The organism is Flagellimonas aequoris (assembly GCF_003584165.1).
GTDB classification, from domain to species: Bacteria; Bacteroidota; Bacteroidia; order Flavobacteriales; family Flavobacteriaceae; genus Flagellimonas; species Flagellimonas aequoris.
The window spans coordinates 466,688-487,257 of record NZ_QXFJ01000023.1 but is presented as its reverse complement, the minus strand read 5'-3'; the positions used below and the strand labels follow the sequence as shown (position 1 = coordinate 487,257).

The 20,570-nt window shown below is 42.5% G+C and carries 24 protein-coding genes and 2 pseudogenes; 15 read left to right on the top strand and 11 right to left on the bottom strand.

The annotated features are described in order from the left end of the window. Positions 1-3 precede the first annotated feature (3 nt). Positions 4-1,005, bottom strand: a complete 1,002-nt coding sequence (locus tag D2U88_RS10885; protein WP_119640596.1) for an AAA family ATPase — start codon at positions 1,003-1,005, stop codon at positions 4-6. A gap of 159 nt (positions 1,006-1,164) precedes the next feature. Between D2U88_RS10885 and D2U88_RS10880 the strand changes: the two genes are divergently transcribed. The 4 genes from D2U88_RS10880 (at position 1,165) to D2U88_RS10865 (ending at position 4,408) form a co-directional block, all read left to right on the top strand. After that, positions 1,165-2,037, top strand: coding sequence for an aldo/keto reductase (locus D2U88_RS10880; protein ID WP_119640595.1), 873 nt, complete (start codon positions 1,165-1,167; stop codon positions 2,035-2,037). A gap of 11 nt (positions 2,038-2,048) precedes the next feature. Beyond that, positions 2,049-2,804 carry an SDR family oxidoreductase gene (locus D2U88_RS10875; protein WP_119640594.1) on the top strand — a complete coding sequence of 252 codons (756 nt, stop codon included), beginning with the start codon at positions 2,049-2,051 and terminating at the stop codon, positions 2,802-2,804. A gap of 155 nt (positions 2,805-2,959) precedes the next feature. Next, the gene (locus D2U88_RS10870; protein WP_313782077.1) at positions 2,960-3,226 is read left to right on the top strand and encodes a four helix bundle protein; all 267 of its coding nucleotides are present in this window, start codon (positions 2,960-2,962) and stop codon (positions 3,224-3,226) included. Positions 3,227-3,271: 45 nt separating this feature from the next. Continuing rightward, on the top strand, positions 3,272-4,408 hold the full coding sequence (locus tag D2U88_RS10865) for an ATP-binding protein (protein ID WP_119640593.1): 1,137 nt from the start codon (positions 3,272-3,274) through the stop codon (positions 4,406-4,408). Here D2U88_RS10865 and D2U88_RS10860 read toward each other — a convergent pair. Then, entirely contained in the window at positions 4,405-6,333 is a 1,929-nt protein-coding gene (locus D2U88_RS10860; RefSeq protein WP_119640592.1) for an amylosucrase, read from the bottom strand. The two genes, D2U88_RS10865 and D2U88_RS10860, sit on opposite strands and share 4 nt — an antisense overlap. Continuing rightward, positions 6,334-7,278 (bottom strand): carbohydrate kinase family protein, encoded by a 945-nt coding sequence (locus D2U88_RS10855; RefSeq protein ID WP_119640591.1) that lies wholly within the window; start codon positions 7,276-7,278, stop codon positions 6,334-6,336. Between the two features lie 154 nt (positions 7,279-7,432). Here D2U88_RS10855 and D2U88_RS10850 point away from each other — a divergent pair, with 154 nt between their 5' ends. Together D2U88_RS10850 and D2U88_RS10845 are read left to right on the top strand one after the other, a co-directional pair. After that, positions 7,433-8,158: a metallophosphoesterase gene (locus D2U88_RS10850; protein ID WP_119640590.1), complete on the top strand. Its 726-nt coding sequence runs from the start codon at positions 7,433-7,435 to the stop codon at positions 8,156-8,158. 54 nt (positions 8,159-8,212) lie between these two features. Then, the gene (locus D2U88_RS10845; protein ID WP_119640589.1) at positions 8,213-9,208 is read left to right on the top strand and encodes an acyl-ACP desaturase; all 996 of its coding nucleotides are present in this window, start codon (positions 8,213-8,215) and stop codon (positions 9,206-9,208) included. A gap of 7 nt (positions 9,209-9,215) precedes the next feature. Here the strand turns inward: D2U88_RS10845 and D2U88_RS10840 are convergent, their stop codons facing one another. The 6 genes from D2U88_RS10840 to D2U88_RS10815 form a co-directional block, all read right to left on the bottom strand. Further along, positions 9,216-9,773 (bottom strand): hypothetical protein, encoded by a 558-nt coding sequence (locus D2U88_RS10840; RefSeq protein ID WP_182859168.1) that lies wholly within the window; start codon positions 9,771-9,773, stop codon positions 9,216-9,218. 334 nt (positions 9,774-10,107) lie between these two features. After that, positions 10,108-11,661, bottom strand: coding sequence for an L-piperidine-6-carboxylate dehydrogenase (gene amaB / locus D2U88_RS10835; RefSeq protein WP_119640588.1), 1,554 nt, complete (start codon positions 11,659-11,661; stop codon positions 10,108-10,110). A 74-nt stretch (positions 11,662-11,735) separates the two neighbouring features. Beyond that, positions 11,736-12,110, bottom strand: a complete 375-nt coding sequence (locus D2U88_RS10830; protein WP_417935285.1) for a DUF1304 domain-containing protein — start codon at positions 12,108-12,110, stop codon at positions 11,736-11,738. Next, complete coding sequence (locus D2U88_RS10825; RefSeq protein WP_119640587.1) at positions 12,107-12,649, bottom strand: 3-hydroxyanthranilate 3,4-dioxygenase; 543 nt, start codon at positions 12,647-12,649, stop codon at positions 12,107-12,109. The genes D2U88_RS10830 and D2U88_RS10825 overlap by 4 nt, the downstream gene beginning before the upstream one ends. A gap of 107 nt (positions 12,650-12,756) precedes the next feature. After that, complete coding sequence (locus D2U88_RS10820; protein WP_119640586.1) at positions 12,757-13,266, bottom strand: CAP domain-containing protein; 510 nt, start codon at positions 13,264-13,266, stop codon at positions 12,757-12,759. 183 nt (positions 13,267-13,449) lie between these two features. Next, the gene (locus D2U88_RS10815; RefSeq protein ID WP_119640585.1) at positions 13,450-13,983 is read right to left on the bottom strand and encodes a CvpA family protein; all 534 of its coding nucleotides are present in this window, start codon (positions 13,981-13,983) and stop codon (positions 13,450-13,452) included. A gap of 60 nt (positions 13,984-14,043) precedes the next feature. Here D2U88_RS10815 and D2U88_RS10810 point away from each other — a divergent pair, with 60 nt between their 5' ends. Genes D2U88_RS10810 through D2U88_RS10800 form a run of 3 tightly spaced genes read left to right on the top strand, consistent with a single transcriptional unit; the run spans position 14,044 to position 16,379 of the window. Beyond that, positions 14,044-14,400: a hypothetical protein gene (locus D2U88_RS10810; protein ID WP_119640584.1), complete on the top strand. Its 357-nt coding sequence runs from the start codon at positions 14,044-14,046 to the stop codon at positions 14,398-14,400. Beyond that, on the top strand, positions 14,400-14,708 hold the full coding sequence (locus tag D2U88_RS10805; RefSeq protein WP_119640583.1) for an antibiotic biosynthesis monooxygenase family protein: 309 nt from the start codon (positions 14,400-14,402) through the stop codon (positions 14,706-14,708). Before D2U88_RS10810 ends, D2U88_RS10805 begins: the two co-directional genes overlap by 1 nt. A 3-nt stretch (positions 14,709-14,711) precedes the next feature. Beyond that, positions 14,712-16,379: a glycerol-3-phosphate dehydrogenase/oxidase gene (locus D2U88_RS10800; protein ID WP_119640582.1), complete on the top strand. Its 1,668-nt coding sequence runs from the start codon at positions 14,712-14,714 to the stop codon at positions 16,377-16,379. Here D2U88_RS10800 and D2U88_RS10795 read toward each other — a convergent pair. Next, positions 16,376-16,501 (bottom strand): annotated as a pseudogene (locus D2U88_RS10795) (NAD(P)H-dependent glycerol-3-phosphate dehydrogenase); the annotation flags it as partial. The gene D2U88_RS10800 and the pseudogene D2U88_RS10795 overlap by 4 nt on opposite strands. A gap of 248 nt (positions 16,502-16,749) precedes the next feature. Here D2U88_RS10795 and D2U88_RS10790 point away from each other — a divergent pair. The 3 genes from D2U88_RS10790 to D2U88_RS10780 are packed head-to-tail and all read left to right on the top strand — an operon-like array spanning position 16,750 to position 18,134. After that, the gene (locus D2U88_RS10790; protein WP_147378578.1) at positions 16,750-16,965 is read left to right on the top strand and encodes a hypothetical protein; all 216 of its coding nucleotides are present in this window, start codon (positions 16,750-16,752) and stop codon (positions 16,963-16,965) included. A gap of 56 nt (positions 16,966-17,021) precedes the next feature. Further along, positions 17,022-17,774 carry a GLPGLI family protein gene (locus tag D2U88_RS10785; protein ID WP_119640580.1) on the top strand — a complete coding sequence of 251 codons (753 nt, stop codon included), beginning with the start codon at positions 17,022-17,024 and terminating at the stop codon, positions 17,772-17,774. 21 nt (positions 17,775-17,795) lie between these two features. Next, complete coding sequence (locus D2U88_RS10780; RefSeq protein WP_119640579.1) at positions 17,796-18,134, top strand: glycerol-3-phosphate dehydrogenase C-terminal domain-containing protein; 339 nt, start codon at positions 17,796-17,798, stop codon at positions 18,132-18,134. Here the strand turns inward: D2U88_RS10780 and D2U88_RS10775 are convergent. Then, positions 18,131-18,256, bottom strand: a pseudogene (locus D2U88_RS10775) (NAD(P)H-dependent glycerol-3-phosphate dehydrogenase); the annotation flags it as partial. The gene D2U88_RS10780 and the pseudogene D2U88_RS10775 overlap by 4 nt on opposite strands. Before the next feature lie 251 nt (positions 18,257-18,507). Here D2U88_RS10775 and D2U88_RS10770 point away from each other — a divergent pair. The 3 genes from D2U88_RS10770 to D2U88_RS10755 all read left to right on the top strand — a co-directional run bounded on the left by D2U88_RS10770 (position 18,508) and on the right by D2U88_RS10755 (position 20,494). Continuing rightward, positions 18,508-18,714 (top strand): hypothetical protein, encoded by a 207-nt coding sequence (locus tag D2U88_RS10770; protein ID WP_119640578.1) that lies wholly within the window; start codon positions 18,508-18,510, stop codon positions 18,712-18,714. A 55-nt stretch (positions 18,715-18,769) separates the two neighbouring features. Beyond that, positions 18,770-19,507 carry a GLPGLI family protein gene (locus D2U88_RS10765; RefSeq protein WP_119640577.1) on the top strand — a complete coding sequence of 246 codons (738 nt, stop codon included), beginning with the start codon at positions 18,770-18,772 and terminating at the stop codon, positions 19,505-19,507. A 264-nt stretch (positions 19,508-19,771) separates the two neighbouring features. Then, the gene (locus D2U88_RS10755) at positions 19,772-20,494 is read left to right on the top strand and encodes a GLPGLI family protein (RefSeq protein ID WP_119640575.1); all 723 of its coding nucleotides are present in this window, start codon (positions 19,772-19,774) and stop codon (positions 20,492-20,494) included. Positions 20,495-20,570 lie beyond the last annotated feature (76 nt).

Below are 20,570 nucleotides of genomic sequence, written 5' to 3'. Positions count from 1 at the left end.
CCGCTACGGCACTTCTACCTCGTTTACGATCTTGTTGATGATTTCTTCGGAAGTGATATTTTCCGCTTCCGCTTCATAGGTAATGCCAATCCTGTGTCGCAGTACATCATGCACCACGGCCCTAACATCCTCGGGCACTACATAGCCCCTACGTTTGATGAAGGCGTAACATTTGGAGGCATTGGCCAGGTTGATACTGCCCCTTGGAGATGCACCGAAACTGATCAGTGGCTTCAAACTTTCCAAGTTGTATTTTTCAGGGTAACGGGTGGCGAAGATCAAATCAAGAATGTACTTTTCAATTTTCTCGTCCATGTATACGTCCCGTACCGTATTTTGTGCCCTTAGGATCTGCTCAATGGAAACCACCGCCTTAATGGGTTCGGTTTCGCCTTTCAGATTTTGCCTGATGATAAGTTGCTCCTCGTTGAGCTTGGGATAATCGATTACGGTTTTCAGCATAAAACGGTCTACCTGTGCCTCGGGTAGAGGGTAGGTTCCTTCTTGCTCCACGGGGTTTTGGGTGGCCATTACCAAAAAGGGCGCATCCAGTTTAAAGGTTTCGTCCCCAATGGTCACCTGCTTTTCCTGCATGGCCTCCAAAAGGGCCGATTGTACTTTGGCAGGGGCCCTGTTGATCTCATCCGCCAAAACAAAATTGGCAAAAATGGGTCCTTTTTTGATGGAGAAATCGTTCTCCTTGATGTTGTAAATCAATGTACCGATCACGTCGGCAGGCAAAAGGTCGGGGGTAAACTGGATCCGGCTAAAACTTCCTTTAACGGCTTTTGCCAATGTGTTGATGGCCAATGTCTTTGCCAGTCCGGGGACACCTTCCAAAAGAATATGTCCTTTTCCCAAGAGACCGATCAACAATCGTTCGACCATGTGGTTTTGGCCAACGATGGCCTTGTTCATTTCAGTGGTAAGAAGATCGATAAAGGCACTTTCTTGGGCAATTTTCTCATTCACAGCACTAATATCGATAGTAGTGTTTTCTTCCATTATAAGCTCCTGTTGTTTGGTATTACTGTCAGTGATTTTGCTAGGGTGTGCAAAATGAAAATTTATTTAAAACCTACCTGTTAATTAATGGTTAAAAAAAACGCTAAACCCCTAGTTTTATGAAGGATTTAAGGGTTTAATTTTATACTTTCATCCGATATGCAAAAGAACAAGAATTTTTCCAGAATCATCTCTGGAACCATGACGTGGGGAAGTTGGGGAAAGAAACTTTCCAAAAAAGAAATGATCGAACTGATGCACCATTGCATCGAAAATGGATTGACCACCTTTGACCATGCCGATATTTATGGCAGCTATTCCACAGAGGCCGATTTTGGTAAGGCCTATGCCGAAAGCGGGATAAAAAGGGAGGATATCCAGTTGATTTCCAAATGTGGGATCCAGTTGACCCGGGGCAGGGACAATAAGATCAACCACTATCAATACGACAAGGAGTACATCATCTGGTCCGCGGAACAAAGTTTGAAAAAACTGAATACCGAGTATTTGGATCTGCTCTTGATGCACAGACCAAGTCCTTTGATGGAACCTTTTGAAATGGCCGAGGCCCTTCAACAGCTGCTCGATAGCGGAAAGGTCATGCAGGTCGGGGTTTCTAATTTCACCCCAACCCAAGTGGCCATGCTGGAAAAGGCGATTCCCGTTTCGGGCAACCAAGTGGAATTTTCCCTGACCCATGACGAACCCATGTACGATGGAACTTTTGATGATTGTATCGCCAACAAAAGGATGGCCATGGCATGGAGTCCGTTGGGGAGCTATTTTAGGGACAGTGACAAGCAAACCAAAAGGATCAAAAAGGCGATGGAACCTTTGGAGGAGAAGTATTCCGCCAATGAAAGCCAGTTGCTGTTGGCCTGGATATTGAAACATCCTGCCAAAATTTATCCTGTTATTGGCACAACTGACAAGAAAAGAATAAAACAATCCGCCAAAGCTGCGGAGATAGACATGGAACTTCAGGATTGGTTTTCCCTTTTGGTGGCAAGCCAAGGCCATGATGTGCCTTAAGATAGAAGGAAATGAGTAAAACAGCTTTGATTACAGGAGCCACAAGTGGCATCGGAAGAGCTACGGCAGAACTTTTTGCCAAAGAAGGATTCAAATTGATTCTTTGTGGCCGAAGACAGGAACGATTGGACGAACTTAAAAAAACACTTGGGGAGGAAACGGAAATCCACACCTTAACTTTTGATGTTCGTGATCGGGAGGCGGTCTTTTCGGCCATTGAAAAGCTACCGGATGAGTTTTCAAGAATCGATATTTTGATCAATAATGCGGGCAATGCCCACGGTCTTGACCCCATCGACAAAGGTAACCCCGATGATTGGGAAGCCATGTTGGACATCAATGTAAAAGGACTGTTGTATATGTCCAAAGCGGTACTGCCCCAAATGGTGGAGCGTAAGTCCGGGCACATCATCAACATTGGATCCACTGCAGGCAAGGAAGTTTATCCCAACGGAAATGTGTACTGTGCCAGTAAACATGCCGTGGATGCGATCAACCAAGGGATGCGCATCGACCTGAATGCCTATGGCATCCGCGCTGGGGCCGTGAACCCAGGATTGGTGGAAACGGAATTCAGTGATGTTCGGTTCAAAGGAGATAAGGAAAGAGCCTCCAATGTTTATAAAGGGTTTCAGCCCTTAAAGCCGCAGGATATTGCAGACATCATTCATTTTGTGGTCACAAGACCGTATCACGTCAACATTGCGGATCTGGTGGTCATGCCCACGGCCCAGGCCAGCAGTACAATCGTCAAGAAAAGCAGTTAAAACGTTGCGCGTTTTGGGTTGAAAGTTTAAAAGAGCTATTATGAATGGTTTCGAAGAATTGGATGTTTGGAAGTTGGCAAGGGAAATTTATAATGACGTTTGGGGGGCTAATCGAGAACACCTCATTGGGGAATGATTATAGTCTCAAAAATCAAATGAATGCTTCTTCAGGTTCCATAATGGACAATGTTGCAGAAGGATTTGAAAGAAATGGTAATCGGGAATTCATTCAATTTTTAAGTATAGCAAAAGCTTCATGTGGCGAGTTGAGATCTCAGCTATATCGATGTTTGGACAGGAAGCATATTTCTAAAGAACAGTTTGATGGGATTTTTTCAAAAACAATAACGGAAGGAAAAAAGATAGGTGCATTCATGGCGTATCTTAAAAAATCTGAGAGAAAGGGTGCCAAATATGATTAAAACACAAGCCTTGCACTCGCAACTTGTAACTCGAAACTTTATAATATGATCAACAAACGCCTACTCGTAAAAAACTTATTGGCACACAACGACGAGAATAGTTTTTACGATAAAAAGCGTTTTATATCCATAGGGGAAAAAGAGGGCAAGGCCAAGTTCTTGAAGCACGTCTGCGCCCTGGCCAACAGTAATCCCAAGAACAACTCCTTTATCGTGATCGGTGTGGAAGATGCCGATAATGAAATTGTAGGTGTGGACTTCTTCGACGACAGCAAGATTCAAAACCTTGTGAATGCCTATTTGGAAAATCCACCGATTATTTCCTATGAAAATATCCCATTTCCCCAGTTACCTGAAGGGAAGGTGGTGGGCCTAGTTACCATTCGATCCAATGGAAAGGTTTGTGCCCTGCGCAAGAACATTTGGAAGTACTACGGGGGTTCCGTTTTTTTTCGGGAAGGAAGCATTAGTTTGCCCAAGGCTTATGGGGTGGAGTTGAAGGACATCAATTCCGAAAAGGTGGCCACCATTGAACAACATGCCCGCAACAACATTGAACTTACCCTGGATGCGGTGATCAATTTCATCAATACGCGGCATCCCGATCTAACCAGCGACTATAAGGTATTCAAGGAGCAGTTTGTGGTCTGTTGGGCGGGCAATAAGAAAAAGGTAAAGAGCAAGACCTATTACTCCCGTGTGGATATTGAACTCATCAACGAACAGGTAAAATTGTTCTATTCTGCATTGGACGAGATCACGATCGAATACAATGAGGATTCCTTTAGTACGGTGGAATATGTGCAGCTAGGTTTGGGGACACAGCAAAAATATTATCCATTGGAAGAAATGATGATCACCTTTTCAGAGAACGGGAAATACACCATTAACAGCAAGCTGATATTTGAACCGCCCCAGTTTGATAAAAAAACGCTGTACCATGTCTATAATACCAACAATTCCCTATTGAAGAAATTGGAGAACAATATTCCCCTCACCGCATCGGAACATGTGGATGTGACCCACCTTCCTGCGACCTATCTTATCTGTTATCTGAACGGTTTTGAGGAGGCCAAGGAGCAAATGGACCGATCGCGGGATATCCTGAAAGAGTACGACAGGAATGTGTACCAATCCCTTAAGGAATCGCAACGTATTCTCAGAAAAGTGAAGTACAGTTAATCCCTTTTCAACCAGAGGAGTTGGTAGGGAGCAATTTCCAGAAGGCCACTTTTCATGACCAATTTATTGCCCGATACCAGATCAACAGGATCCCCTTTGGCAAAATAACCCAGTCTTTTGATCCATCCCGTTTCAATAACCTGTGCGTTTTCGTCAAAATTGCAAACGACCAAAAGACCTTCACGACCGTTGCCCCTTTTTTCAAAGACCAGGATATGATCATTGCCCGTGTGGCAAAGCGAAAGGCTATTGTTGTCCGCAAAAACTGGATTGCTCTTTCTGATGTTGATCAATTTTTGAAGTGTATGATAGATATTGGACTGTGGAAGATCCCTGTTATCCAATTTTGAAATCGTTTTCCAATTCTGCATGGGTCGATTTACCCAACGGCTATCATCTTTTTTGGAATTGTCATTTCGAAAGGAATAATCGTTGAGTGTCCCGATTTCGTCCCCGGCATAGATCAAGGGAATACCCCCAAAAGCCAGAATAATGCCATGCAGCATAACAATTTTATTGATGGACTCCGTAATCAACGCATTATCCTTCAGTTCCAGTGCTTTTTCCAGCCCTAATAATGAGGCTGCACTACCGGTAATGCGCCCATCCCCTGTTTTGGGGTTGTACATGAACATGAGCCCTTTGGACGACGACCAATCCAAATGTTGGCAATAATAATCGAGCAGAAACTTGCGGTGCATATCAGGATTCCAGCCCAACTCTTGGATCAATTGGTTTTCGTAACCAAGCCCAATGTCATCATGACAACGGATATAGTTGATCCAAGTACAATCTACTGGTTTTGGTGGCACATGGTCCCAACTTTTGTAAAGCAGCGAGGTTCGTTTGGTGGCAATCGAATTCCAGAGCAGAGCCATCAGGGAGGCGTTATAAGCTACCTCACATTCGTTGCCCATTTTTTGGTCCTCGCCAAAATATTTGATGATATCGGTTGGTGCCACTATGGCCTCAGCCAAAAGAATCACCCCTGGAGCCACCACTTGCAGGCACATCCTGAACAAGGAAACCAGATTATGGGCCTCGGGAAGGTTCTGGGAGATGGTTCCCATTTTTTTCCAAAGGAAAGCCAGTGCATCAAAACGGACCACATCGACACCAAGATCGGTCAATTTCACCAAATTGGTCAGCATTTCCAAAAACACTTCGGGGTTGGTATAGTTGAGGTCCCATTGGTAACTGTTGAAAACGGTCATGACCCACCGATCCATTTCTTGGACATAGGTAAAACTGCCCGGGGAGGTTTCAGGGAACACTTCGGGAAGGGTTTTTTCAAATTCGGAAGGAATGGTGTAATCCTCAAAAGTGTAATAGTACCCTTGGTATTTTTTATCGCCTTTCATGGCTTTTTTGGCCCATGAAAATTCGTTGGAAGTATGGTTCACCACAAAATCCAGCATTAGGTACATGTCTTCTTTCCGAAACTCGGAAGTAAGGGCCAATAAATCTTCTTTGGTGCCGTATTTTTTATCGACCTGAAGGTAACTGTTTACGGCATATCCGCCATCACTTTCACCTTTGGGGCGAGTGGTGATGGGCATCAAATGCAAAAAGTTCACTCCCAAATCTTTAAAGTAGGGCAACTTTTCCCTTAGGCCGTTGAGGTCTTTGTTGAAGTGCTCCACATAGAGTTGCATGCCCATTATTTTTTCGGACTGGTACCAATTGCCCGAGTCCAATCTTTCAAGATCCTGCTTTTTTAATTCTGATGGTCTCGACGCATATAATCTGGAGAGTAGGTCCATCAACTTTTGAAAATGACCTATGTGGTGTTCATCAGGATAGAGGGATGAAAACAATTTTTGGATTAAGGGAAGATTTGCTGCCAACCGAAGGTCAAAAAGGGCATCGGCATCCTTTTGTTTGAGCTGCGTGGCAACCAATCTATGTATGTTGGCCTGGTTCATTTATGCTTCGAGCTGGTCTTTGGTAGGCAAAGCCACAATGGCCCCAAAATTGGTCGTGGTTATGGCACCCGCTTTGTTGGCCTTGGCAACCATTTTTTCGAGCAGGGCAAAGTCTTCAGAAACGGGGTCAAAGTTTCCAAGATTCGAAATCTGGTTCAATAGGCATCCGATGAACGCATCACCGGCCCCAGTAGTATCCACAGGCCTTACCTCGATACTGGGGATGATTTTCTTCATTCCTTGGGCACTCAAAAGGGTTCCTTCGCTGCCCAAGGTTACCGTTATGATCTGTGTCCCCACTTCGTGAAGGACATCGCAGGCTTCGTGGATATCCGATTTTCCGGAAAGCAGTTGGGCCTCTTCCTTACTGAACTTGCACAAATGGGATTTTTCTATAAAGGGCATACATTTTTTGATGAAGACTTCCTGTTCATCTTTCCAAAGGTCTTCCCGATAATTGGGATCAAAACTGATAAACATTTCCTTGGTGAGTCCATCGAACAGATATTTGCCATAGGCCTTTTCCAAAGAACCTCCCAAAAGGGCCGTTGCGGCACCCAAATGTAGAATGTTTCCTTTTAAAGTTTTTCTAAGGTCATGGTCGTATTCCAGTTCTTTATCGGCTCCTCGACTAAAGACAAAATCCCGTTCCCCGTCCTCTGCCAACGAAACGAATGCCAAGGTGGTAAAGGTTCTGGACAATTGAACGAGGGAAATATCGACCCCCTCATGTTTGAGCACATCAAGAAGGAATTTTCCAAAAGGATCGTTCCCAACGCATCCCACAAATATTCCCTTTCCCCCAAGTTTGGATATGGCACAGGCCACATTGGCGGGGGCACCCCCTGCTTTTTTGGTGAATTGTACAGCTTTGGAAAGATCACTTCCCTGTTTTTCGGCAACAAAGTCGATCAATGCTTCACCAATACAGAATACCTTCTTCATTTTTTATGGAATTATCCTAAGGTACATAGAATTTTGTACCGCGGCCAAAAATAGGCATCGCTTTTTAAATGACCTGTAATAATCCGTTGATAAACTTTGCCGTATTTGTTTAGCATCCCGGTCATTTGTGTGTAATATTGCCAAAAACTTCTCTATGCGAACACTGGTTGTGGGCGATATCCATTCCGGGCTAAGGGCTTTGGAGCAGGTTATGGACAAAGCCAAGGTAACACCAAAAGACCATATTATTTTTTTAGGGGATTATGTGGATGCTTGGAGCACTGCTGTAGAAACGGTGGATTTTTTAATTCAGTTGAAGGATGCTTTCAACTGCACTTTTATTCGGGGTAACCATGATGAACTTTGCAGGGAATGGCTGTTGACACAAAAAGATAACCCTCAATGGTTGGCCCACGGAGGTACCGCTACCAGACAATCCTATTTGGATGCCAATCGGGACAAGTGGGAAACACATCTTCAATTTTATGCAAACTTGGAAAACTACCACCTCGCGGAGGACAACAGACTTTATCTGCATGCAGGTTACACCAACCTAAAAGGCATTGATTTTGAATATTTTGTGCAATCCTACTATTGGGACAGGACCTTGTGGGAACTGGCCACTGCGCTTAATCCTCAATTGGAACCCACCGACCCCAAATTCCCAAAAAGACTCACCCATTACAAAGAGGTTTTTATTGGCCATACTCCCTTATCCAAGACCCAAGTGGTAAAACCCCAAAAAGCGGCCAATGTATGGAATGTGGATACCGGAGCGGCATTCAAGGGAGGGCTCACTATTCTGAACGTTGAAACCAAGGAATTTTGGCAAAGTGATCCCGTGCATACTTTTTATCCGGGAGAACGGGGCAGAAATTAGGATAAATCCATCCCAAAATAAATTTTAATCGAGACCTTTGTAAAAAACAAGTTTATGTCGATTAAAAATGTGCGTTTGGAGGTGATGCAGGCCATTGAACCCCAGGTAAAGGGTTTTATGGATGAGTTTCTTATACCAACCGAGAAAATTTGGCAACCCACTGATTTTTTACCCGATTCCCAATCCGATAACTTTTTTGATGAAGTGGAACAGATCAGGGAAGAAGCTAAAGAACTCGGTTACGATTTTTGGGTGACCCTTGTGGCGGATACCATTACGGAGGAGGCGTTGCCTACCTATGAATCTTGGTTAATGGATGTGGAGGGAATCGACCAGCACAACGGAAAGGAAAACGGATGGAGCAAATGGGTGAGGGCTTGGACCGCCGAAGAGAACCGCCATGGTGATGTTTTGAACAAGTACCTTTACTTATCAGGCAGGGTGAACATGAGGGAGGTGGAAATCACCACCCAACACCTAATATCGGACGGATTTGATATTGGCACGGATAGAGATCCCTACAAGAATTTTGTATATACTTCCTTCCAAGAGTTGGCCACCAACATCTCGCACAAAAGGGTGGGCAAAATGGCCAGACAAAAGAGCAACGGTCTGCTGGCAAAAATGTGTACCATCATCGCTGGGGATGAAATGAGGCACCACTTGGCCTATCGTGAATTTGTGAAGACCATTATGGGACAGGATCCTGATGGTATGGTGCAGGCTTTTGCCGATATGATGAAAAGAAAAATCGTGATGCCGGCTCATTTTTTAAGGGAATCCGGTGGAAGTATTGGTACCGCATTTGAACACTTTTCCAACTGTGCACAGAAGTTGGGTGTGTATACCGCCCAAGACTATGTGGACATCTTGAAGAAATTGAACAGCTATTGGGAAATCGGCAATCTACGTTCCCTTACTGAACAGGGAGAAAAGGCAAGGGATTATTTGATGAAACTTCCGGAACGATTGGAGCGTATCGCGGAGCGGATGAAATTTCCCCAGACCCAACAGACCTTCAAATGGGTGGAGGCCAACGGGTCGCTTTAAGATAAGATTAGAATTTTCCGGCGCGATGTTTTTCTTGCCATTCCGCTAATTGCTTCCAGTGGCCTTCATAGGCCATTTTTGCCTGCATGGGCCATGAGGCAGGGTCGTGTATACGGTATCTCTTGCCTCCGGAATCCAATACTTCTTGACATTTGTCCGCAGAGGTTTCTGATAGTTGCTTCCATGTTCTGATGTTGAAATCGTGGAATAGGCCCTCGATTTTTGGGCCAATGCCCTCCACGATTTTAAGGTCGTTGTCCTTGACTTTGGTGCCGAATGCGAGTTTGGCTTCATCGGCATTAAATGCCGGTACATGATTTGCGGCTATAGAAGAAGAAAGCTCTTCGGAAATTTTGGGTTGTTTTGTTGAGGACAATCTTTTTTTACAAGTATCCAGATCGGCCTTTAGCTTGGCATTTTCAATTTCCAAAATACTGATCTGTTCCGAAAAGTCTGGAGCAGAAGGAGCATCTGATTTTCCAAAAAAGTAGCCTAGAATGGCGGCTATGATACCCACTATGGCGAGTATGATCCAGTACCAAATGTTAGCGCCTTCCAAATCCATTTTGTATGAGGTTAATTTGCCGCACAACAGCCTATCCAAAATATTAAAAAAATCTTAAAATTTTGAATTTAAATGCTAGAATTTAAGCAATGGGCACCAATTCACGAACGGAAAAAGGAACAAAAGGAACCAATCATACACTATTTATGACCACCTGTAAGATACTTCCTAAATTCTCGAACAATATTTGAGAAATTGCAGGCAATAAAAGACAAACAACCCTATTTCTCCCGACAAAGATTGGCATTGGAGTAGGGTTTAAGTTAAGTTTGAGTTAGTTAAGTTGGTTTTAAAGACTGCCCATCTAGTGTTCATCCTAGTTGGGCGGCTTTTTTTATAGGTCAAACTTAATGCCTTGAGCCAAAGGCAGTTCCGTAGTGTAATTGATGGTGTTTGTCTGTCTGCGCATGTATACTTTCCAGGCATCGGAACCACTTTCACGTCCGCCTCCAGTTTCTTTTTCACCACCAAAAGCACCGCCTATTTCGGCACCCGAAGTACCGATGTTCACATTGGCAATACCGCAATCACTGCCCGCAGCCGAAAGGAAACGCTCCGCCTCCCTTAGGTTGTTCGTCATGATGGCAGAAGAAAGTCCTTGGACCACGCCATTTTGTTGTTCAATGGCATTCTCGACCCCACCGGAATATTTCAAAAGATATAGGATGGGAGCAAAGGTCTCTTCCTGTACGATTTTGAAGGAATTATCGGCCTCCACAATGGCCGGTTTAACATAGCAACCGGTTTCGTAACCTTCTCCTTGCAGTACCCCGCCTTCAACCAAAATGTTACCTCCTTCTTTTTTGGCCTCTTCCAAGGCTTTTAGGTACATGTTCACGGCATCGGTATCGATCAAAGGTCCTACGTGGTTAGACTGATCCAACGGGTTTCCAATCTTGATTTGTTTATAGGCAGAAGTAATGGCATCTTTTACCTTATCATAAATGGATTCGTGTATAATCAATCTTCGGGTTGAGGTACATCGTTGGCCTGCGGTACCCACGGCACCGAATACAGCACCGATTACCGTCATTTTAATATCCGCATCCGGAGTTACGATGATAGCATTGTTGCCGCCCAGTTCCAAAAGGGATTTGCCCAATCGGGATGCTACGGCCTGCGCTACGATTTTGCCCATTCGGATAGATCCTGTTGCAGAAATCAAAGGGACTCTTTTGTCGTTGGTCATCAATTCACCGACCTTATAATCACCGTTGATAAGGCACGAAATTCCTTCGGGAAGGTTATTTTTTTTCAACACTTCGGCAATGATATTTTGGCAGGCAACCCCACAAAGCGGAACTTTTTCGGAAGGTTTCCAGATACAGACATCACCACATACCCAGGCCAAAGCCGTGTTCCAAGCCCAAACGGCCACGGGAAAGTTAAAGGCCGAGATGATGCCGACCACTCCCAGTGGATGATATTGTTCGTACATGCGGTGTCCTGGTCTTTCGGAATGCATGGTCAATCCGTGCAATTGTCGGGAAAGGCCAACGGCAAAATCACAGATGTCGATCATTTCCTGGACCTCTCCCAACCCTTCTTGGTAGGATTTACCCATTTCATAGGACACCAACTTTCCTAGGGGTTCTTTAAGCTCGCGCAACCTTTCGCCGAACTGCCTAACGATTTCCCCTCTTTGCGGAGCAGGAACCAATCGCCATTGTTTGAAGGCAGCCGTTGCCGTTTGCATTACTTTTTCATAGTCTTCGGGCGAGGTGGTCTTCACCTTGCCGATTAGGGTACCATCAACAGGTGATATGGATGAAATGATCTCACCCGACCCAAAATTTTCCGAACCGGTGGATGTTCCATTGTTTATCTCTTGAAGCCCAAGTTGTTTTAGGGCCTTGTCCATTCCAAAATCTGTGGCAACTATCGACATTTATAACTTTTTAAAGGTGAATTGTTATATTTTCACAAAAATACAAATAATACTTCACAGGAAAATGAAGATTTTTAAAGCATTTGGTGTACTAGGAACAAGGCTATTCCCAAGAGGGCTGGCAGTGCCTGAACGGTAAAAATTTTCTTGGATGCGGTCAGTGCCCCATAAATTCCTGCAACGGCCACACAGCCCAAAAAGAAAAGGGCCACATACACCTGCCACGTGGGATCCTCGATTAACAAAGACCAAATCAATCCAGCAGAAAGAAACCCATTGTACAGCCCTTGATTGGCAGCCAAGGTCTTGGTAGGTTCAAACAAGTCTTCGGGAAACTGACGGAAGACCTTTTTTGCCTTGGTCGTCCATGCGAACATCTCCAGCCATAAAAAATAGAGATGGAGCAGTGCCACAATGGCCACAATGATCTTGGCTAGCAACAGTATCATTCTTCTTTGGCTACAAAACGTTCATCCACAGGCATAACGGTACCGCAATTGTCGCAGGTGCGGAGTTCTTCCGACCCGTAAAAATGTTTAAAATGACCCAAAAAGTCCTTTTCGATATCGTTCAGGGGAAAATACACTTCGTAAAGTTTGTGGTTGCAGTTATCGCAGAACCAGAGCAGGCCATCCTTGGCATCAAGCGCTACCCTTTTCCGTTCCACTACCAGTCCGATGGAACCTTCCTGGCGTGCAGGGGAATGGGGTACTTTGGCGGGATGTAGGTACATATCCCCGGGCCCCAGTTTCATGGTTTTCTTTTGTCCGTCTTCCTGAATATGCACTTCAATGTGGCCTTCCAGTTGATAAAAGAGTTCCTCCGTTTCGTTATAGTGATAATCCTTTCGGGCATTGGGCCCGGCAACGATCATCACGATATAGTCATCCGATTCTTTGTAAAGGTTCCTGTTGCCCACGGGGGGTTTAAGGGTATCCCGGTTTTCCTCTATCCATTTGTTCAGGTTGAATGGAGCCTGTATAGCCATAATTCAAGATTTTACGAAAGGTAAAAAAAACCTAGGTGGCAACATAGCATACAACAAAAAAAGGCCTGCAATCCTGCAGACCTCTTTTCACAAATATTTTGGTTTGATTATTCCACTTTTATGAAAATCTGGGTAAAGTAAGGCCTACCTTCCTTGTCCAATTCAACGCTGAGGGTGGTATGCGTAAAATCACCTTCCATGGCTGCTTTGTGCGATGAACTATTGAGCCAACCCTCCAAGGTTTTTTCAGCGGTGGTATAATAGCGTGCCACATTTTCTGAAATGCTCACTGCATTAGTCACCTCTGCAATTTTGGTTGCCCTATTTTCAAAGTTATCGTGGCTCAAAGAGTTTTTGGAGATCATGTAATCATTGTGCTGCTCTGCATATTTATACGAAACAGAACTGTTTTCCAACGTATTCAATCCAATAGCAGAGCGATGTTGGTTCACCAAAGCCAACAAATCTGTTTCCATAGCCACTGGATCAATGGTTACTTTATCGTTGCCCAAGGTAGCCTCGGTATACTGTTCTTCTTCTTGGGTGGATGTTGTGCTACATTTGCTTAGAGTAAACAAGAGCACTATGACCAATACTATGCCATATACTTTTTTCATTTTCGGGGTGTTTTCGGGGGTGTTCTAAATCCCCTAGTGTTCTGGTCGCTAATCTAATGGAGAGAAAAGGCATTACCATAAAATATCCGCAGAAAGTCAATTTCTTACGTTGAATTGCACCAACTGAAATCTACCATAGCAGGTAGTCGAAAAATCTTGCCTTTTGTCTTATGGCATTGAATGTCATATGACTTGTTGGTTTACCTCAATTTTTTCCTCTGGTTCGGCTTCATCATCGTCATCCAAAACCAATGAAAATACAAAGGCGCCGATATCCCGAACAGGTTGGTAAAATACGGAATTCTCCCTGGTTTCTTCCTTGATCATGTTCATGGGACCCGCAAGTTTCTCCAAGAAAATGAGCAGCGCGCCCAAGATGACGGCAACTTTCAACATACCGAAAAGTCCACCGGCAATCTTGTTCAATAGGCCCAGCATAGCAAAATCGGCAATCTTGGTCAAAAACTTTCCGGCAAGGTTCACCACAATGATGATGGCAAAAAAAGTAATGAGAAAAGCGGCCAGTTTCAGGTACTGTTCACTCCAATCAAAGCGTTCGGCCAAATATTCCCCAGTGATGTGCGAAAAGTGGATGGCCCCATAAATCCCTGCAATAAGGGCCACTAAAGATGCCACTTCCACAAAAAGTCCATTTTTGAGCCCTTTGTACAGGCCCCAGACCAACAATATTCCGATGACGATATCAAAAAAGCTCATAGGCAGGTTTTAACAAATATAGAATATTGATTTGTACCTTTGGATTTCTTACAAAAACTTATGTCCAGAGACGAAAAATTAAGGGAACGCTGGGATGATTTGGTGGTGAAACTGTCCGCACAGTTTTCGGATGGGGACCCCTTGGAGTTGGACGGTATCATCTATCTAGTAGGTGTACAGGAACTGGGAAGTTACCACCGCAGTTTCAAAAAAGATGAAAAGGTAAACCTGATGCACATTGCCATTTGTAGGTTGTTGGAGCCCTATGGGTATTACGATTTCGAATTTTTTGATGACGAAGGTTGGCCCCATTACAAAGTAAAGGAGCAATTGCCACCCTTAAAGGCTGGGGAACAGACCGTTCTGATGAAAGAGGCCTTGGTCAACTATTTCCTTGAAAAAGAATACATCATATAATGGAACTGCAAAAACCCTATTACGCCGTTATTTTTACTAGCTTACGTACCGAGGGAGACCAAGGCTATGCCCAAATGGGTGCCGAAATGGAAGAACTGGCCCGACAGCAACCTGGGTTTTTGGATGTTGAAAGTGCCAGGGACGGACTTGGTATTACCGTGAGCTATTGGGAAAGTTTGGAAGCCATTGCCAATTGGAAGGCGAACATGGACCACAAACAGGCCCAAAAAAATGGAATAAAAAAATGGTATTCCTGGTACAAGGTGAGGATTTGCCGTGTGGAAAGGGAATACGAATTCAATAAATAATCTATGAGCCAGGACATTGCTTTTTCCAACATTGGCCGAAAAGAAAAACTTCAAAAAATAGCCTCTGACACCTACGATTTGATTGTAGTAGGAGGTGGGATTACCGGTGCAGGAATAGCGTTGGACGCTTCTTCACGAGGGTTAAAAGTCTTGTTATTGGAAAAAGGAGATTTCGCATCGGGTACCAGTAGCAAATCTACCAAGTTGATCCACGGAGGTTTGCGGTATTTGAAGCAGTTCGATTTTTGGTTGGTGAAAGAAGTAGGTTCCGAAAGGGCCATTGTGCACAAACTGGCGCCCCATTTGGTCATTCCCGAAAAAATGTTGCTCCCTTTGATCGAAGGAGGTTCCTACGGTAAATGGTTGACTTCCATAGGGTTGAAGGTATACGATATTTTGGCCCAAGTAACGGGGGACGATAAAAGGCAGATGTTGGAAAAAAAGGAGGCCATGAAATTGGAACCTCTTTTGCCCAAAAAGATATTGAACGGTGCCGGCTACTATGCCGAATACCGTACCGATGATGCCAGGCTAACGTTGGAGAACGTCAAGACCAGTCTAAAATTTGGCACCCAGGCCCTTAACTATGCAAAGGTTACCGATTTTGTGTATGAAAACGAACAAGTGGCCGGCGTTACTTTCAAGGATGAGGTTTTTAGGGAGGAATACAGTGTTTCTTCCACCTATGTGATCAATGCTGCCGGGCCTTGGGTAGATGAACTTCGAAGCGTGAACCATTCCAAAAAGGGAAAGCGTTTGCATTTGACCAAAGGGGTGCATTTGGTGTTTCCAAAGGAAAAGCTCCCGGTACAACAATCCGTTTATTTTGATATTCCCGATGGCCGGATGATGTTCGCCATTCCCCGTGGTAAGGTCACCTATATTGGCACTACGGATACCAATTACAATGCTGATAAGGACCATGTAACCACCGATATTGCCGATGCCATTTACTTGATTACCGCAGTAAACCATATGTTTCCCGACATCCATTTGGAGTTGGACGATATCGTTTCCTCATGGGCCGGATTGCGCCCCTTGATCCACGAAGAGGGCAAATCTGCTTCGGAGCTTTCACGTAAGGACGAAATCTTTACTTCGGATACCGGATTGATCAGTATTGCCGGTGGAAAATTGACGGGCTATCGAAAAATGGCGGAGCGTACGGTAAATCGCATCGCCAAACATATGGAAGAGGACCATGACCGAAAATTGGAGCCTTGCACCACCGATAAAATTCCACTTTGCGGCAGCGATTTTAAAAAGTACAAACATGTAAAAAAATATATTGCCACGGTTTTTGATCGACTGCATGACAACGGTTTTACGGAATACGATGCTTGGTATTTGGTGACCACGTATGGCAAACAGACCGAGACCATCTTGGAACTGTATGCCCAAATTAAATCGGAAAATCTACAGGAAAGAATGATCCGTGCCGAAGCCCAATTCACTATTGCCCATGAGATGGCCCTGAACCCTTTGGACTTTTTCATAAGAAGAACGGGCAGGCTTTATTTTGATATCGACAGCGTCCGGAATTTTATGGAACCCATTTTTGATGAATTCCAAAAGGCGTATGACTATTCTTCAGAAGAAATGGATGCGTTCAAAAAGGAACTGGAAGAAGAACTGGAAAGCCATTCCAACTTTTCGTTGGATAGGGCCTAATCCAACTTCTCGGTCAATTTCTCAAAAACCTTTTTGGGATCCTTGTTTTTGTACAGGATTAGGTACACTGCGTTGATGATGGGCGTTTTGGATTTCTTCTCCAATTTTTCCATCAACAAGTGCTTCCGAATAAAACGGGTTTCAATCCATGAAAAGCAAAAAACAGATTGCATATTATGGTGTTTTTTCTTTCAAAGAAACTCAAAATTGCTTTTTCATCATTTCAATGCCACCATCCATCAATCCAAAAGGAGTATCCGTAGATTTCCAGGAAATTGAAAGATAAGGTTTACATAGCTTCATGCCAATCTTACATTTTGCGCAAAAACAAGTAAGGGAAATCCTGTTTTTTAATTTAAATCCTTATGAAATGAAAAGAATGTTTTTGACACTGTGCGGGGTACTATTTATTGGTTCCACAATAAATGCATCTGAAGAAATTGTTAAGTTGGATTGCCATGGGATGGTGGATACTTTGATGTCGAACCTTGTTGCTGCAGGTGCTTATGATGGTAATTTGTCGCAAGCCGTTGAGGATTGGAACAATCTATATGATACTTGTGATGCCCTTGAACCTATTTTTTAATTTCAAAAATTATAAGGGCCTCAAAACTTGAGGCCCTTATCATAAAATTAATCCAAATGATCAAAATTTCTCCGATAATGTTTTTTGTCTTCCAATGCATGGTATGTGTATCCCAAACTATTTCTGGAGAGGTGGTATATACCAAAAAACTAAATTTTGAAGAACTCAAAGATAGGATAGGTCAGGATAACAACGAGCAAACAGTTTTGTTTCTAGAAAAATTGCAGAAAGAATCCCAAAATAATGAATACCTACTTTCCTTTTCAGGGAAGGAGTCAAATTATACTATGGTCAAAAGGCTGGTAAATGATTCTGATAGAGGAGCCCTTTCAAAATTGAATCTTGGTAGCTTCATTGGAGACTTTTATTTTAATTTTCAAACCAACGAAACAATACATAAAAAAGAACACTTAGGGGAACCAATACTGATGTTGTCTTATACAGATCCACAATGGCAGATATTGGATGAGGAAAAAATTATTGGGGGATATAGGTGTACAAAGGCAGAGTGGGACATTGTTTATAATGATATAAACAATAATCCCAAGCATAACAAAATTATTGCTTGGTATACCCAGGAACTAAAAATGCCTTTTGGGCCAGAAAAATATAACTCGTTACCAGGTCTAATATTGGAGGTGGAAGATGGTAGAAGTAGAATTGTTGCCAAGGAAATAAAGATTCACAAGGATTCAAGCATTGTGAAAATCAAAAAACCAAAAGGAGGTCGGGAGATTACGGAAAAGGAATTTGAGGAAGAAGCCAGGAGGATAATTTTACAAAGGATGGGGAAAACAGGTAATAAATAGGTACAATAGGTTTATAGTTCAATGATAAGTAAATATATTTTTATCCACTTCAGTATTGCCTTCTTGACCTTTCAATGTATGCATGCCCAAATCAAGGCGGAAAATCTGCAGGAAAGAATGATCCGTGCCGAAGCCCAGTTTACCATTGCCCATGAGATGGTCTTGAACCCGTTGGACTTTTTCATAAGAAGAACGGGCAGACTTTATTTTGATATCGACAGCGTCAGGAACTTTATGGAACCTGTTTTTGATGAATTCCAAAAGGCGTTTGATTATACTTCGGATGAAATGGATATGTTCAAAAAAGATTTGGAAGAAGAACTGGAAAGCCATTCCAATTTTTCGTTGGATAGGGCCTAATCTAACTTCTCTGTCAATTTCTCAAAAACCTTTTTGGGATCCTTGTTTTTGTACAGGATTTGGAACACCGCATTGATGATGGGCGTTTTGGATTTCTTCTCCAATTTTTCCATCAACAAGTGCTTCTGAACAAAACGGATTTCAACTCACAAAAAGCATAAATGGATTGCATTTTGAGGCGTTTTTTCTTTCGAAACAAACTCAAAATCGTCAATTCATCAATTCAATCACACCATCCATCAATCCAAAATTAGCATCTGTAGACTTTTGGGGTATTGAAGGATATGTTTTAAATAGCTTCATCCCAATCTTACATTTTTAGCGCTGAATAGGGTAAGGGAAACAAATTCTTAACCTATTAAATTTTTTGAAAATGAGAAAAGTGATTTTTGGATTATTGTTTATGTTCTCCTTTGTGCTCTCAGCGAACAATCCTTATGATGATGAAGAGGCAAAAACATGTGGTGAGTGGGCTGCTGATATTCTCGAAGTTATTGAAGAGGAATCAGGCTGTATGTCTGCTTCTGATTACAACTCGGATTATAATAGTTTGGTAAAATATTGTGCTAATCAGATGTAGTTAAAGCGATATTTAAATAAGGGTGGTTAGGCCACCCTTATTATTGTAATTTCAAATGAAAAAAAAGTATTTAATAATAGTTTGTATCGTAGCTATCTTTTGCTTTGAAAAAATAGTTGCGCAAATCCGAAGGCAGGAAATAAAAGTTATTTATAAGCTAAAGGTTGAATCCGAAAGTAATTCAAAGGTTACTAAGCATAAAGATGTGATTGAAAAACTCTATCAAGCATATTCACAATTGGAGTTTGAACTAGTGTCGAATAGTGAAATCGGGGTTTATAAATATGTTAAGAAACTTGAAATCGGGGAAGATGATATAATTTATCAATTGGCTGTTAATCATGGTGGTGGCAACTCAATTTATTTTAGAACAATAGAAAAAAAGATAGAACATATTAATGACTTTGGTAAAAAAATTAATGTGGTTTACGACCCTAATGAACTTAATTGGGAGATTACGGATGAGACAAAGTCAATATTGGGCTATACCTGTTACAAAGCAGTTGGATACAAAGAACAATACGACCCTGGGCGTAAAAAATTGTTAACATTTTCCCCAGTAGCATGGTTTGCTCCAGAACTCAACATGCCTTTTGGGCCGAATGGAATTGATGGACTTCCAGGTTTGGTGTTAGAGGGTTCTATGAATGGAAAACTTTTCTTGTATGCTGATAAAATAGAAATAAACACAAATCTCAAAAACGAAAGAAAGTTGATGATAGATAGTGGTGAGGAAATGACCGAAAAAGAATACTTGGAGCTTCTCCAAAAAATGAGGCCTATACCTAACTAAAGTCAATAATGAAAAAGTACGTTGTCATACACATCTGTTTCGTTCTACAGAACTTTCATTACGTGTTTGCACAGATTCAAAGCAGACGGGTTTGGTATGACGTAAGCATGGAGGATTTTTATGAAGGGGCCATGGATGCTGGATTGTCTGAGAGCCAGGCAATGGATGTTGTAGACAAAGTTTATAAGGCGTGTGCTGGAATTGTATAATCTTATGTCCCTGCCACTTATATAAGTGGTAGGAGCGTTAATTAAATTAAATTTTATGAAAAAAACAGTGTTGATTCTGTTCTTTATTAGTATCAATTTCTGTGCATTTGCCCAACAACCAGCGGTTGAGGTTACATACAAGGTAGATCTTTTGGAAACTGAAGTTTCTGAAGTTTTAAAGGACATTTATAAAATAGCTTATGAGAATGTAAAGTTTATAGAATTTAAACTTTTGGGTTCCACAAATGAGTCTATTTTTTATAGGGAAAAGTTGTTGACTAATGATGCAGAAAAAGGCGCTGACATTGCATTGACAATTTTAGGAGCAAAAGGCAAGTATTTTACAAATTTCCAAAAGGGTTTGGTTTATGAGGATTTACCAGCTTTTGGAGAAAGGTTTGTAATTGAGCACGTAATAATAAGTGGTTGGCAATTAAAGAAGGAGAAGAAGAGAATTGGTAAATATGAATGTTTCAAGGCAACTACTACTTATGTGGTGAATAATAGTAAAGGAAGATTTGAATTTCCTGTCGTGGCATGGTACACTCCTGAAATAAACCTACCCTTTGGTCCTAAAAATTATTCTGGTCTGCCCGGACTTATTTTGGAATTACAGGAAAAGGATAGGGTTTTCTATGCGGATAAAATAATGTTGGGAAACTTAGACAATGATCAGCTTCAGCTGATTGTCCCCCCAAAAGGTAAAAAACCCATTTCACAGGAAGAATTTGACGCCATTGGTGCCAAAATCGCCAAGGAACAATTTGGGGGAAGATGATGCAAACGAATGGGCAAATGTTGATTTATAAAGGTTAAGATTTCATTGATCAGATATTTTTTATTGGTTGGCATTC